At 45.0% G+C, this 15,928-nt stretch carries 9 protein-coding genes and 1 riboswitch; of the genes, 4 read left to right on the top strand and 5 right to left on the bottom strand.

Translation table 11 applies throughout. From position 1 onward, the window contains the following. Window positions 1-4: 4 nt before the first annotated feature. On the bottom strand, window positions 5-658 hold the full coding sequence (locus DN068_RS10205; RefSeq protein WP_110998814.1) for a FadR/GntR family transcriptional regulator: 654 nt from the start codon (window positions 656-658) through the stop codon (window positions 5-7). Between the two features lie 212 nt (window positions 659-870). After that, window positions 871-985: riboswitch (SAM riboswitch) on the top strand. Between the two features lie 182 nt (window positions 986-1,167). Here DN068_RS10205 and DN068_RS10200 point away from each other — a divergent pair. Next, complete coding sequence (locus DN068_RS10200) at window positions 1,168-2,352, top strand: trans-sulfuration enzyme family protein (protein ID WP_110998813.1); 1,185 nt, start codon at window positions 1,168-1,170, stop codon at window positions 2,350-2,352. Window positions 2,353-2,701: 349 nt separating this feature from the next. Then, window positions 2,702-3,973, top strand: a complete 1,272-nt coding sequence (locus DN068_RS10195; RefSeq protein WP_110998812.1) for a homoserine dehydrogenase — start codon at window positions 2,702-2,704, stop codon at window positions 3,971-3,973. Here DN068_RS10195 and DN068_RS10190 read toward each other — a convergent pair. The 4 genes from DN068_RS10190 to DN068_RS10175 all read right to left on the bottom strand — a co-directional run bounded on the left by DN068_RS10190 (window position 3,970) and on the right by DN068_RS10175 (window position 13,422). After that, window positions 3,970-4,740 (bottom strand): TIGR02757 family protein, encoded by a 771-nt coding sequence (locus tag DN068_RS10190; protein ID WP_207798905.1) that lies wholly within the window; start codon window positions 4,738-4,740, stop codon window positions 3,970-3,972. The two genes, DN068_RS10195 and DN068_RS10190, sit on opposite strands and share 4 nt — an antisense overlap. Window positions 4,741-4,801: 61 nt before the next feature. Further along, window positions 4,802-5,464, bottom strand: a complete 663-nt coding sequence (locus tag DN068_RS10185) for a peptidylprolyl isomerase (RefSeq protein WP_110998811.1) — start codon at window positions 5,462-5,464, stop codon at window positions 4,802-4,804. Between the two features lie 90 nt (window positions 5,465-5,554). Further along, the gene (locus DN068_RS10180) at window positions 5,555-9,781 is read right to left on the bottom strand and encodes a T9SS type A sorting domain-containing protein (RefSeq protein WP_165836351.1); all 4,227 of its coding nucleotides are present in this window, start codon (window positions 9,779-9,781) and stop codon (window positions 5,555-5,557) included. 191 nt (window positions 9,782-9,972) lie between these two features. Beyond that, entirely contained in the window at window positions 9,973-13,422 is a 3,450-nt protein-coding gene (locus DN068_RS10175; RefSeq protein WP_110998809.1) for a beta strand repeat-containing protein, read from the bottom strand. 189 nt (window positions 13,423-13,611) lie between these two features. Between DN068_RS10175 and DN068_RS10170 the strand changes: the two genes are divergently transcribed. Continuing rightward, a complete protein-coding gene (locus tag DN068_RS10170; RefSeq protein ID WP_110998808.1) occupies window positions 13,612-14,622 on the top strand; it encodes a fumarylacetoacetate hydrolase family protein in 1,011 nt (336 codons plus the stop codon). Window positions 14,623-14,686: 64 nt separating this feature from the next. Next, window positions 14,687-15,850 (top strand): 3-hydroxyacyl-CoA dehydrogenase NAD-binding domain-containing protein, encoded by a 1,164-nt coding sequence (locus DN068_RS10165; RefSeq protein ID WP_207798903.1) that lies wholly within the window; start codon window positions 14,687-14,689, stop codon window positions 15,848-15,850. Window positions 15,851-15,928 lie beyond the last annotated feature (78 nt).

The raw sequence follows: 15,928 nt of genomic DNA, 5'->3' as shown, positions 1-15,928 counted from the left end.
TTGTTTATTGTGGTAACTGTGAAATAATGGTCGCTGCTTTTTTCTCGTTTTGAGACTGGATGGCAGTTAACAATTGTTCCAGCAGTTTTTGGGTGGATTGGAAGAATGAAACATTCTGGCTTTTATCGCGATTGCGGATGCTTTGGGTGAATGTTTCGTACAGATCCGCCATTACCGTATTGCCAGATGTTTTTGCGATGATGGAATGAAAACGTACATCCGCTTCCTTCGCAGCGTCATATTCTGCAGCACCTATTGCTTTTGCTCTTTCGCCGAGTGTTTGCACAAGTGCTTTCACATCTTTCTCTTTTCTGTTGATTGTGGCAAGACGCGCAGTCTCTTTCGCAAGCAGTGTGCTTACTTCGTTTATCTCCTTAGCTGCGGCTTTGCGCAATTTTTGTTCCAGCGGCTCAGCAGTGTTTTTATCACCGGTTACAAATGTCCCGGATCCTTGCTGTACTTTCAGCATACCTTGTTTTGCGAGCGTTTTGATTGCTTCGCGAATCGTAGAGCGGCCTACATTGTAGCGTTCCATCAGTTCCGGTTCCGGTGGAATTTTTGTTCCTTTTTTGAATTTTCCGGAGGCAATTTCTTTTTGCAGTTTTTCGATTACAAAATCAGCTAGGCTGGAAGATTTTTTCTGTTTGTCGTTTTTCATAAAAACATCTGATGTCTGCAAAATTAGTCGATGAAACTGAGAACATCAGATGAATTAATGCGTGGAATGCGATGGATATGGTAAGGAGATTTTTTATACCTGCCCAAACGCGCTACTGTAGACGATTTCAGATAATTCGAAAAAAAATTTTTATTTAAAATTTGGAAAATTGAAAATCGTGATGCTACATTTGCATCAGTTCTTTACAACGTCACTTATCAAGAAAGGCAGAGGGAAATGGCCCTGCGAAGCCTTAGCAACCTCTCTCGTTTTTAACAACGGGAAGCTGGTGCTAATTCCATCACACAATTGTGTGATAGATAAGTCAGATGCAATAGTTTAAATAAAACAGCTTAGCTGAAAAATATAACTAAAGCTCCTCTGACTTATCGGAGGAGCTTTTTTATTGTACCTGTACTAGATACCGTGCGATAGAAAGGTTTGTCCGGTAAGCCTCTTTTGGTACGTGTTTGTAAGATTTTCAAAACTTCAAAAACAAACCAAACGATATGAGCAAGGCTACAGAACTCATCCACAGTATTCCCGTTGATCCGCTGACAGGTTCTATCGGAGTGCCGATTTATCAGACGTCTACATTCGTGCAACAAGCGCCGGGCGTGAACAAGGGATACGATTATGCCCGCAGCAATAATCCGACGCGTGAAACACTGGAGAAGATTGTGGCAAAGCTGGAAGGTGGTGCAGCTGCATCAGCATTTGCCAGCGGCCTTGCGGCGATCGATGCTGTGGTAAAACTCCTGGAAAGCGGCGATGAAATTGTAGCGGTTGATGATATCTACGGCGGCGCATTCCGCTTGTTTACGAAGATCTACGAGAAATTTGGCATTCGCGTAAACTATGTAGACACAACAGATGTTACGAACGTGATCGATGCCATCACGCCAAAAACAAAGCTGATCTGGTTGGAAACGCCTACCAATCCGACTTTGAAGATCAGCGATATTGAGGCCATTGCGAAAGTTGCGAAGCAAAATAATTTACTGCTCTGTGTAGATAATACATTTGCTTCTCCTGCATTACAACAACCAATTTTACTGGGTGCGGATATTATTGTGCACAGCGCCACCAAATATCTGGGTGGTCACAGCGATCTCATTGCAGGTATTGTAGTGTCCCGCACTGCTGAACTTGGAGAGCAGATCAAATTTATACAGAACGCAAGCGGCGCCGTTTTATCGCCAAATGATAGCTGGCTGGTAATCCGCGGTATTGAAACATTGCCGCTGCGCGTGGAAAAGCACTGCAAGAATGCACAAATCGTTGCTGAGTATTTGCAAACGCATCCATTGGTAGATCAGGTGTTTTATCCGGGCTTACCATCACATCCGAATCATGATATTGCTGTAAAACAACAAAGTGGTTTCGGTGGCGTCATTTCTTTCACGCTGAAAAATGATACAGAAGATGCGGCATTCAAAGTGGTGTGCAATACAAGTCTGTTCAAGCTGGCAGAAAGTCTTGGAGGGATCAAGAGTTTGCTTTGCCATCCCGCAAACATGACGCATAAATCGGTGCCCGTTGAAAAACGCAGAGCTGCTGGTGTAGCTGACAGTCTGATTCGTCTGAGCATTGGTCTGGAAGACCCAGAGGATCTGATTGCAGATATTGATCAGGCATTGCAACGTGTGCATGCGCATACTGAATCTAACAACTACATAACCGCGAGTATTTGATCGTAGCCCTAAGTTCTGCGGGTTGCTTTCTGAGTGCCAATGACAAGTTTGAGAAACAGCGCGAGTATTATACCCGAAATCAGATCCCCACGTCGTACCTCGGGATGACCGGGATTATGTGTTACTCAACGCGAGTTATAACCCTCTGCGGGTCATTGCGAGGAATTCCCAAACAGCAGAGCTGTGGGGATGACGTTGCAATCTGATTTCGCGACGGAAAAATTATACGCCACATCTTGTCACTCTTTTTAGATAGCGGTTCAGCATAGTTAGTCGGTGTGATCAACGCGATCAAACAAAACATCTTTACAATCAATAAAACTATTTAACAACATAAAATTCTTACCAAATGTCTATTCAACAAAAACAACTCAATATTGGTTTATTCGGCTTCGGTGTAGTAGGTGAAGGGCTCTATAAAGTGTTGCAGCAAACGGCATCGCTGAATGCAAGCATCACAAAGGTCTGCATCAAACATCCGGAGAAAAAGAGAAACGCACCGGCTGAATTATTTACTACAGACGCGGAGGTATTGCTCAACGATCCTTCCATCAACGTGATCATAGAACTGATTGATGATGCGGACGCAGCATTCTACATTGTAAGCCGTGCGCTGAAAAGCGGAAAAGCTGTAGTGAGCGCGAATAAAAAACTGATTGCAGAACATTTGCCGGAATTGCTGGCACTGCAAAAGGAAAATAAAACGCCATTCCTCTATGAAGCCGGTTGTTGTGCGAGTATTCCGGTAATCCGCAATCTGGAAGAATACTATGACAATGATCTGTTGCAAGGTGTGCAAGGCATTGTAAATGGTTCAACAAATTATATCCTCACACGTATTGCCGAAGATGGGCTTTCATTTGCTGCAGCTTTAAAACTGGCGCAGGACGAAGGTTTCGCAGAAAGCAATCCCGCATTGGATATTGAAGGTATTGATGCGGTAAACAAGCTCACGTTATTGTTGGTGCATGCTTACGGCATTGTTTCTCACCCAACGGAATTGGTGCATTCCGGCATTCATTTGCTGCACGCGCAGGATGCGGTTTTTGCGAAGGAGAAACAATATGAAATCAAACTGGTAGCACAAGCAAAAAAATTGCGCAGCGGTAAAGTAGCGGCTTTTGTTTTGCCTCAGTTTATCACTAAAGAAAACCAGCTGTATAATGTGAAGAACGAGTACAATGGTGTAGTGATTGAAAGTGGATTGGCAGACAAGCAGTTTTTCTACGGAAAAGGCGCGGGGGGCTTTCCTACAGCTTCTGCTGTATTGAGCGATCTCTCTGCATTGCGTTACGGTTATAAATACGAATACAAAAAGAAAAACAGTGGACTCACTGCTGAGCTGACTGATGATTTTTACCTGCGCGTATATGTAAGTTTTGATGGCTTATTTCAGGTGCGCCACGAATTATTTGAACGCATAGAAGAGTGGACAAGCAATGATAAACGTTGCTCTATCGTTGGTATCGTTCATTTTTCCCGCCTGAAAAGCGACTGGTGGAAAAACAACAATACTTCTCTGATCCTTTATCCAGATGCTATTCTTGAGAAAGAAGAAGTAGAAGGGTTGCCTGCAAAGCAAGGGTTGAAGAACGTTCTTGAACATGAGATTTTTGCCTAGAAACGTTCGGCCATTCCAAGGCCAAACAGGGCATAATCATAAATCGCCGGATCTTTGGGATTGAGCTGGCGTAATTGCAGAGTGAGCTGTAGCGCATTATTCCAGTCCGACTTGTTAGTTTCCAACAGTTCGAGACGATGCGCTACTCTTGCTACATGTACATCGAGCGGACAAACGAGCTGACTCGGTTTTATCTTTTTCCAGATTCCAAAATCTACACCTTTGTTGTCTTTGCGCACCATCCAGCGCAGGTACATATTAATACGCTTGCAGGCCGATTTACGTGCGGGTGTGGCAATGTGCTTTTTTGTTCTTTCCGGATGTTCGATCGAGAAAAAATAATTGTGAAAATGAATGAGTGCCTGCTCTACTGTGTTTTCTGTATAAGTTTTTGTTGGCACAAAAGCATCTTCTAAGGAGTCATGCTGACGATAATGCCATTGCAGAAAATGAATGAAGTACAATGCATCTGTTGCATTAAATGTACGATGTGCGAAATGCAGGAAAGGCTTTAGGTCGGTTTCCTGATGGTTCAAAACGAAATCGTAAGGTTCGTTATCCATCCATTGCATTAATTTCTTACTGCTGTTAATAATGGCTGTTCTGTTTCCCCAGGCCAATACCGCGGCGAAAAGGCCGGAAATTTCAACGTCCTGTTTCTTTGAAAACGAATGCGGAATGATTATCGGATCTTTCTCAATAAAAGCCGGTTGATTATATAGTGCGACTTTTTCGTCGAGCAGTTTTTTTAGATTTTCAATAGCCACGTTGCGAATTTACGATTTGTGCTTAAGCAAAAAATCCTGCCGTTGAGCAGGATTTTTCAAATTAGAAGATCAGGAATTTGTGCTTTTTCACGATGCGGACACTGATCATATGAATATCTTTCTTTGGGCGATCATTGCTGTCACGTGGTTCGGCTACGATTTTATCTACCACATCCATTCCGGATGTTACCATTCCAAATACCGTATATCTGCCATCCAGGTTAGGTGTGCCGCCTTCTGTTTTATACATTTCGCGTTGCGTCGTCGAGAATTTTCTGCCATTGCGCTGGGAAATTTTATCCAGATCTGCATCTGTGTATTTTTTTCCTACCACAATATAGAACTGACAGGCAGAAGAAGCTTTGTCCGGATTTTCATCGCGGGCCATGGCTAATGCGCCACGCTGGTGAAAGTCTTCGTCATTGATCTCCGCAGGGATTTTATATTTCAGATCGCCCTCACCCAATGCCTGACCAGGCACTGCTTTTTTAGAATCAGGGTCGCCGCCCTGAATCACAAATCCGGGAATCACACGGTGAAATAAGGTACCGTCATAAAATTTTTCTTTGATCAGTTTGATCATATTATCGCGATGCTGCGGTGTATTATCGTACAGCATCATCGTGATTTTACCATAATCGGTAGTAATCACAACTTTTGTTTTTTGTGCCCAAACGGAAAGAGACAAAATCAGTAAGGTTACTAAGAGCGCTGCTTTTTTCATACGAGGCGTTTAATTTTTAGCGATACGAACATAAATAAAAACTGCCGGAAGAAAAACCTCCGGCAGTTCAAAGTATATTGAATTTAAGGACTAGTGGACAATCACCAGTCTGTCGATCTTGATCAGATTGCCATCTTTATCGGTGAGTGAGATCATGTACACGCCATTTGCAATACCCGAAATATCGATATCGCTTGCCGCTTTTTTAGTCATAATCGTCTGCCCTTCGAGATTACGAATCTGTATATCCAGTTTGGCTGAAGCGTCGATATGAACTGTTGTGCTGGCCGGGTTCGGATAGATGTTTACATCATTTCCGTTTACCGTCAGGTTGCCGACACTCAGGGTAGAAACCTGGGCGATTGCCGACATATTGGTACATCCGCCGGCATCAGTTCCCGCAACAGTATAGTAACCATTGGTTGTAACTGTTAGTGTAGCATTTGTAGCGCCTGGAATTGGATTGCCATCTTTATACCATTGGTAAGACGCAAAACCAGTAGTGCTGAGTTCTGTGCCGTTCATACTGATAATTGGCGTAGTTGGAACAGTTATGACTACAGTTACACCTGCCGAAACTGCGTTACAACCACCCGACGCTGTAACGATCAGTGTGTAGTAACCACCGGTAGTAGCAGTGTAGCTGATGCTGGTAGCGCCATAAACTGGGTTGCCATCTTTATACCATTGGTAGCTATAACCGTTTCCGGCAGAGCCGTCGAGTACAACAGAATTGCCCTGACAGATAGTAAGTGAGCCGGAATAAGTAATAGTGCTTGTTGGTGCGCTCTCCACAGTAACTTGTGTTGCAACAGATGTATCAGAACATCCGAATGGGCTTTCAACGATTACTCGATAATGTCCGTCTGCAGATGCATCGTAAGTTGCACCGTTTGCAGCTGCGATATCAGTGCCGTTGTTTTGCCATTGATAAGTATTACCGCCTGTCACCGTAGCAACAGATAATGTTACGGTAGTGCCCTGACAGATTGTTGTGCTGCCGCTTGTATAAACGTTTGCATCTGGTTTGTCATTTACCACAGCATTTACAGAAACCGTATTAGAAGTACAGCTTTGGTAAGTAGTATAAACTGTATAGGTGCCAGAAGCCGTTGCTGTTGCGCCAGGAATAGTTGGGTTCTGCATAGTACTGATGAAACCGTTTGGTCCAGACCAGTGGTAAGTAACACCAGAAAGTGTAGACGCTGCATCGAGTTCAAGGTCTGCGCCAGCACAAACCGGGCCGTTGCTGCTTGCCGTAGGATCCGGCATCGCTATAGGGTTTGTAATCACTACCTGATTTGCAGGGTCAGAAGTACAGCCCGCGACAGATGTTGCAATGATATTATCGTAAGTTCCTGCGTTCGTACCAGTAAACGTATAGTCGCCAGTATTTGTGCTCGTGATGTTCGCGGTCGTTGTGGAACTATTCAGGTCATACGCAACCGTGTAAGCTGCGTTTGCATCCAGTCCTGATATGGTGAGCGTACCATCATTGCCGCCGCAGCTTGTAGGATTAGTACCCGCAGCGGTGATCACAGGTTTTGGATTTACGGTTACCGTAACGGATTCACTTCCTGTACAACCATTGATTGAAGTGGTCAATGTGTAAGCACCATTATCAGCAAGGGTTGCATTGTTGATTGTTGCAGATGCTGTATTGGCAGTAAAACTGTTCGGGCCGCTCCACGAATAAGTAGCGCCGGTTGTTGGATTGCTTGTGTTCAAAGTTACATTGGTGCCGGCACAGGCTGCGCCAGATACTGTAGCAGTATAAGCCAGCGGATATTGATTTACCGTTACCACGTTTGAAGTATCACCTAATCCAGAACCGGAACAAGCGACATAAGCACGGTAATAAGTAGTAGCTGCAATACCAGTTACACTATCTGTTGTCGTGGTGCCGTTCGCTAAGTTGGTCCAAGGGCCACTTGCAGCAGGCGCAGACTGCCATTGAGCACTAATGCCCAGGCCTGTTGAATTGCCGGTAAGGTTCAATGTAAAGTTGGTACCTGCACAGCCACCTGCTACAGAAGCTGCTGCTGTACCTGCAGTTGGCGTACCATTACAAGGAGACACGATTACGTTGATATCGTCGATGCTGAGATACCATGGGTTGGAAGTTGCATCGCAATAAATTCCTAAATAATATACACCGCTGGTCGTTGGCGTAAATGTGCCAATAAACTGCTGGTAAGTTGTATTCGTAGGATTGCTGATCGCTGTGCCAATTGTTCCGGTCATTCCCGCAGCAGATGCTGTAGTGCCAAAAGCAGCAGAGAGTGTATTCCATCCTGCATTGCCGTCTGTGATGTACCAGAATGAGAGTTTGTACGTCTGACCGCCGATAAGGTTGAGGCCTTTCGTAAACAGATAATCGCTGCACGACCATTTAAATGAAGCAAATTTGTTGCCGCCTGGAGTGTGGTTATCCTGATTATAACTTCCCGTTGAAGTCGTATAAGTAAGTACTTCAGTACCTGTGCTGGTTGAACTCATGCAGTTTGGCATATCATCATCGTTCTGAATACTTTCGAAGTCTTCTGTATAAGGAATGTTCGAAGGACCGGCATGTACTGTGACCGGCGCCGTATAAGCCGTATTTCCGGAGCAGGTAACTGAGCAACGATACTGCACGTCTGAAGAAAGTGGTATTGTTGTGTAGATGTCGGTAGTAGCGTTATAACCTGTAGTAACGTTTACCCATGTAGTACCGTTATAAGTTTGCCACTGGTACGTAAGGCTGGAAGCGGTGGTAGCTCCGGAAAGACTCAGTTCCGTAGAATCACCCATACAGATTGAAGTATCTCCTAAAATAACGCCAGCAGTAGGAGTGCCGGTACATGGGCTATATGGCACCACGCTGATGTCATCAATGCTGATGTACCAGGGGTTGGAAGTTGCGCCGCAATAAATGCCTACAAAATAAACGCCGCTGGTCGTTGGGGTAAATGTGCCTGTGTATTGCTGATAAGTTGTGTTGGCCGGAGACGAAATAGCAGTACCAATAGGAATAGTCATTGCAGTACTGTTCGGTGAGGCGCCGATTGCCGCGCCCAGGGTATTCCATCCTGTTAAACCATCCGTATTGTACCAGAAAGACACCTTATATATTTGACCTGCGGTTAGATTGAGGGCGGGCGTATACATGGTGTCCTGACAGCTCCATTGGAAAGCGCCGTATTTGCTGCCGTTCGGCGTATGGTTACCCGAGTTATGTCCGTTTGGAGATGTAAAGGTGTGCACGTAATTGCCCATATTTGTTGCCGACATACAATCGGGCAAATCCTCATCGTTCTGTATACTCTCAAAAGTTTCCAGATATGGCGGCGTCATCGCTGCACTTATATTTACTGTATCCGGATTCGTTGTGCTGCTTAATGTACTTGCCACACAGGTCACAGTACAACGGTAAATACCCTGCGCTGTAAGCGGATCTGTAGTATAGTTATTGTCAGTAGCGCTGGTGATATTGTTCCAGGCGGTGCCATTATAAGATTGCCACTGATAAGTAAGACCTGCTGAGCTGGAAGTGCCGGAAAGCGTCAGAAGACTGCTTTTGCCAGAACAAACAGTTGCTGGATTGGCAACAATGCTGCCCGCGGTTGGTGTGCCGGAACAAACATCGTTTTTAGAAACAGCGAGTACAACTAGTACTTCGCCACCAGTAGATGTTTTGCTTACGGTAATGCTTGATATCTGATTAGCGTAATTGGAACTGTTGAGCGACAGTTTTACTTCATAAAGACGTGGGTCAGAAGAATTCCCTTCCGGAACGTTGTTGGTTGTATTAATGCGGCCGATACCAGCGACACTTGCAGTGCCATTGTACCAGTCGTCAACATCAATGCCAGTGAATGTCTGGGAAGTGTTGTTTGTAAAATTTACCGTAAAAGTCGCTGTAGAAGTACCGCTGCCTGAAGTACACAACACGTACAAATCCCCGGCTGTCTGTGCAGTTGCAAAAGTCAGGGTTGCAGTTGTAGTCGCAGTAGTGGCGCCGTCGAGGCGAAGTACGTTGTTGCCGCTATAGCCGGCCAGTTGAAATCCGAGGCCTGAGGTCAGCAGGCTGTTGACTGCGCCGCCGGTAGGCAGGTAATAAGTGGGAGTGGGATCATTAGCTGTCGTTTGGTAATCCTGTGCAATGAATGTATAGTTGCCACCGTCTATGTCTACCGTCGTAGAAGTTGAAGCAGCTCCGATTCCGTTTGCGATAGCATCGCCGTTAAATCCAGTGAGTGTGATTGGTGTAAATGTAGCTTTCGAGGACAGTGAAAGAAAGGTCAAGAAAATGAGCGTAAAGAGTTTTTTTTGCATTTGCATGTTTGGTTTGGGTAAAACTAAAAAGTTGCCCAATGTACGGCGAAAAGCATCTTGAATAATATTAATGTTAGTTATGGGTTAAGTTTATTAGAGATATATATGTGAATTGTATCATGTCAGCTGCCGGACATAAAAAACTGCCGGAAGAAAACCTCCGGCAGTTCAATCAGCATTTGAAATATGGATTAGTGGACGATTATCAGTCTGTCGATTTTAATCAGATTGCCATCTTTATCGGTGAGCGAGATCATGTACACCCCATTAGCGATACCCGAGATGTCGATATCACTTGCAGCTTTTTTGGTCATAACTGTCTGGCCTTCGAGATTACGGATCTGAACGTTCAGTTTAGCAGCAGCATCGATATGAACCATTGTGCTGGCTGGGTTTGGATAGATGTTTACATCATTACCATTTACCGTCAGGTTGCCTACATTCAAGGTTGAGATCAATGCCATAGCAGACATAGTTGTACATCCTGCTGCATCAGTGCCTGTAACGGTGTAATAACCATTTGAAGTAATCGTCAACGTCGCATTGGTAGCGCCCGGAATTGGCGTGTTGTCTTTGTACCATTGATAAGAGGCAAAACCGCTTGTGCTGAGTGCACTTCCGTCAAAAGTGATAATTGGCGTCACCGGCGTTGATACCGTAACTGTTACACCCGCAGAAACAGCATTACAGCCGCCTGTTCCCGTAACAATCAATGTATAGAAGCCCGCGTTTTTAGCGCTGTAATCGATATTTGTGGCGCCAGAAATTTGTGAGCCATCTTTATACCATTGATAAGAATAGCCAGTTCCAGTTGGTCCTTCAAGTAAGGTCGAATTACCCTGGCAGATCGTCAACGGGCCTGAATGCGTGATGGCGCTTGCAGGCAACGCAATTACAGTAACCGGAATTACAGTCGATGTATCAGAGCAACCAGATGCATTGTTTACGATGACGCGATAATTACCGTCGGCATTGGCATCATAAGTATTACCGTTAGCACCACCGATGCTGCCCCCATTGTTTTGCCACTGATAAGTATTACCCGGTGCAACGGTGCTAACAGACAACGTTACAAAACTGCCCTGACAGATCGTTGTACTGTTGCTCACATAAATATTTGCATTTGGCTTCGGATTTACTGCTGCATTTACAGAAACAGTATTGGACGTACATGCCTGATAAGTAGTATAAACGGTGTAAGTGCCGGATGCAGCCACTGTTGCGTTACTGATAGAAGGATTTTGTGTGGTGCTTGTAAAGCCATTTGGTCCGGACCAGTGGTAAACAACTCCCGAAAGCGTGGAGCTGGCATTCAGCGAGAGTGTAGCGCCTGTACAGATCGGAGCATTGCTGCCAGCAATAGGATCGGGTACTGATACAGGATTGGAAATTGTTACCGGATTCACCGGGTCAGAAACACAACCTGCAGCTGAGGTGGCGCTGATATTGCTGTAAGTGCCTGTGCTCATACCGGTAAATGTATAACTGCCAGTTGCCGTGGTGGTGATATTATGCGTGGACGCGGAGCTGTTGAATGTATAGGCAATAACGTACGCAGTATTGGCAGTGAGTCCGGAAACTATCAGTGTACCATTGGTGCCACCGCAGGTAGTTGGGTTGGTGCCGGTAGCGGTAATCACCGGTTTCGGATTCACCGTTACAGTAACAGACTGGCTTGCCGTACAGCCATTTACGGTCGTAGTTAATGTATAAGAACCATTGGCCGCCGTTGTCGCATTGTTGATTATGGCGGATGCGGTAGTGGCACTAAAGCTGTTAGGGCCGCTCCATTGGTAGGTTGCGCCAGGTGTAGGATTGCTGGTATTCAATGTAACATTGCTGCCCGCACAGACAGTGCCACTTGTAGTGGCTGTGTAGACAAGTGGGTATTTATTTACTGTTACAACATTGGAAGTATCTCCAAGACCAGATCCTGAGCAGCTTACATAATTACGGTAATAAGTAGTTGCTGTGATGCCGCTTACACTATAGGTTGTTGTGGTGCCACTTGCAAGGTTTGTCCATGGGCCGGTTGCGGAAGATGCAGATTGCCATTGGCGACTGATACCGCTTCCGGTGGAGCCTCCGGTAATGCTCAGTGTAAAGTTGGTAGCGGCACAACCTCCCGTTACAGAAGCTGCAGCCGTACCTGCTGTTGGCGTACCTGCACAAGTAGAAATGTTTACGCTGATGTCATCGATACTGATATACCATGGAATGCTATTCGCTTTGCAATAAATACCTACAAAATAGACGCCGCTTGTCGTTGGCGTAAATGTACCAGTGTATTGCTGGTATGTCATATTTGTCGGGCCCGAAAGTGGCGTGCCTATTGTGGTCGTCATCGCGGCGCTATTCGGTGTAGTGCCTATTGCCGCACCCAGGGTCGTCCATCCGCTTAGTCCGTCGGTGTTATACCAGAACCCGATCTGGTAGGTAGTTCCCGCTGTGAGATTCAGCGCCGGAGTAAACATGGTGTCCTGACAACTATATCTGAATGCAGCATATTTTGTACCGCCCGGCGTATGGTTGCCCGTATTATTCCCTATAGAAGCAGACCGTGTGTAGATATAAGTTCCGACGTGCGTTCCTGACATGCAGTTTGGCATATCATTATCGTTTATGATACTCTCAAAAGTTTCGAGATATGGCGGTGTGAAAGAGGTTGCCACATTTACGGTGTCTGGATTCGTTGTAACACTGAGTGAGCTTCCGGAGCAGGTAACAATACAACGGTAAATAGCCTGTGCGGTTAATGCCGGCGTTGTATAGCTTTGGGAAGTTGCACTTGCGATATTGCCCCAGGTTGTTCCGCTTAAAGATTGCCACTGATAGGTAATACCTGCGGAAGTTGGAACGCCGTTAACCGTCAGCACAGCAGCATTGCCGGAGCAAACAGTTGCAGGGCTTGGCGTAATGCCGGTAGTTGTTGGTGTGCCAGTGCAGACATCATTTTTACTGACAGCCAGCACATCCAGAATTTCCGTACTAGTGGAAGTTTTAGTAACGGTGATGCTCGCAATCTGATTGCTGTAGTTAGTACTGCTTAGTGTGAGCTTCACCTCATAAAGGCGAGGATTCGCACTAGTTCCTTCAGTAATATTGTTGGTCGTATTTACCCGGCCAATACCGGCTACGCTGGCAGTACCATTGTACCAGTCCAGAACACTGATATTGGTAAAAGTCTGAGAAGTGCTGTTGGTAAAATTTACGGTGATTGTAGCTGTTGAATTTCCGCTGCCTGATGTGCATAACACATACAATTCGCCGGCAGTCTGTGCCGTTGCAAAAGAAAGTGTTCCTGTGTTTGTCGTTGAGGTAGACCCGCTGAGGCGAAGTACATTGTTGCTGCTATAGCTGGCGAGTTGAAATCCCAGGCCTGGAGTTAGCAAGCTGGTAAGTGCGCCACCTGTGGGCAGGTAATAACTTGGAGCGGGACTGGAAGAGGTAGCCTGAAAATCCTGCGCGACAAAAGCATAGTTTACGCCATCTACATCTACAGTTGTAGAAGCAGAAGCATTGCCTATTCCGTTTGCAATTGCGTCGCCATTAAATCCGGTAAGCGTTACTGGGGTGAAGGTGGCTTTCGAATGAAAAGAAAGAAAGGTCAGAAAGATGAGTGTAAAAATTTTCTTTTGCATTGGTACATATTATTTGAAATGAATGTCTGAGGCAATGAATTTGTGGTAAAATGTATTGGGTTTAATGTTTATGTTAGATGTCTGTTAAATTTAATCAATATATACGATATTTTTTTAAATCTGTAGTTAATGGGCCAGCCGGCAAAAGTTTAAAAATCATCTTACTTTTACGGCCGCAAATAGAGAAACATGAAACTGGTTACTTATTCAAGACAAGGCAAGGAACAGCTTGCTTTTTTGATTGACAATAAACTGTACAATACAAATACTGCGAACGCTGCACTTCCGTCTACTATGATGGAGTTACTGAAAGACTGGGAAGCTAAAGTGGATATTGCCCGTGGTACAGAAGCTGATATCAAATCCGGCAAAATCAATATAGAAAGCATTGCTTTTGAAACAGCTACCATTCTGGCTCCTGTTCCAAACCCAACTTCTTGCCGCGATGGTTATGCATTCCGTCAGCACGTTGCTGCAGCACGCCGTAATCGTAAAGTGGACATGATCGCCGAATTTGACCAGTATCCGATTTTCTATTTTACTAACCACAATGCGATTCAGGGTCCCGGTGAAATTCCATGCATGCCGGATCATTTCCAAAAGCTTGATTTTGAACTGGAAGCTGCGGTGGTGCTTTGCAAAAAAGGCCGTAACATAAAAGCTGAAGAAGCGGACCAATATATCGCCGGCTACATGATTATGAACGATATGAGTGCGCGTACCCTGCAAATGGAAGAAATGCTGCTCAATCTCGGCCCTGCAAAAGGTAAAGATTTCAGCACAGTGATCGGTCCGATCCTGGTTACTCCAGATGAACTGGAAGCGTATAAAGTTCCTGCGAAACCAAACCACGTTGGTAATAACTATAATCTCGGTATGAAATGCTGGGTGAATGGTGTACTGGTAAGCGAAGGCAACGTGGCGGATATGGACTGGACATTCGCCGAAATCGTAGAACGTTGTGCTTATGGTGCAGATATTCTGCCGGGCGATGTAATTGGTAGTGGTACTGTAGGAACGGGTTGTTTCCTGGAGTTAAACGGTACTGGTTTGCTGAACGATCCTAATTATAAAGTACAATGGCTGCAGCCGGGTGATGTTGTAGAAATGGAAATCGATGGTCTGGGTAAACTGAAAAATACTATTGTTGCTGAAAATACAGACTGGAGCATTTTGAAGATCAAGAAAATGCCCGCTTAATTCAAAACATAATTATCAAGGCTGGCTGAAACGTCAGCCTTTTTCTTTTTATAAAAACGAAACAATGCTTCAAAATAATATTGTAGTTGGTGTAGTTGGTTCAGGCGCTATGGGCGCAGGTATTGCGCAGGTAGCCGCAATGGCGGGTCATAGCGTTGTGTTGTTCGACAGCAACGCCGCCGCACTCGAAAAAGCTAAAAATAACCTTACTGCTACGCTGAATAAATTGCAGGAAAAAGGAAAGATCAATAATGCGACTGAAATCATCGGACGTTTTTCTTTCGCTGCAGAAATGGGTGCTTTCAAAGATTGCGGATTGATCATCGAAGCAATCGTTGAGCGACTGGATGTTAAAAAAGCTGTTTTTTCTGAACTGGAAAAAATTGTAAATGCCGACTGTGTGCTTGCGACTAATACTTCCTCGCTTTCAGTTACTTCTATTGCTGCCGCGTGTACAAAGGCTGATCGTGTAATGGGGCTACACTTCTTCAATCCGGCGCCGTTGATGGCATTAGTGGAAATCATTCCTGCAGTGCAAACAGAACCATCATTAATCCCGCTGGCCAAAGAACTGATGCTGAAATGGGGTAAAGCGCCGGTAATCACAAAAGATACACCTGGCTTTATCGTAAACCGCGTTGCGCGTCCTTTCTATGGTGAGGCAATTCGTATTTACGAAGAAGGTATTGCAGACATCGCAACAATTGATTGGGCGTTGACCGAACTCGGCGGTTTCCGTATGGGACCATTTACGCTGACTGATTATATTGGCCATGATGTAAACTATGTAGTAACAGAAACTGTGTTTAGTTCCTTCTTCTTTGATCCGCGGTATAAACCTTCTTTCTCACAGAAACGTTTGTTGGAAGCAGGCTGGCTGGGTCGTAAAACAGGCAGGGGTTTTTATAATTATGCTGAGGGCGCAGTAATGCCGGAACCAAATAAAGACACTGCTTTGGGCCAGCAAATTGTAGACCGTGTCGTCGCTATGTTGATAAATGAAGCGGTGGAAGCATTGCATTTAAATATTGCATCGGCAGCTGATCTGGAATTGGCAATGACAAAAGGTGTGAACTATCCGAAAGGCTTGCTGCAATGGTGTGATGAACTGGGCGCTGAAGAAGTGCTGGATACTTTAGATCAGTTGTACAACGATTATCACGAAGACCGTTATCGTGCTTCTGTGTTGCTGCGCAAAGCGGTAAATGAGAAGAAGAAGTTCATTTAAGAAATCTGGCGCGAGAATATAGTAAGTCAACACTGCTTGATACTAGCTACTTGATAAAAAAAATAGAGACCGCAATTG

This window comes from Taibaiella soli (genome assembly GCF_003236175.1).
Classification (GTDB): Bacteria; Bacteroidota; Bacteroidia; order Chitinophagales; family Chitinophagaceae; genus QKTW01.
The sequence above is the reverse complement of the archived record's forward strand: the minus strand, read 5'-3'. Positions and strand labels throughout refer to the sequence as shown.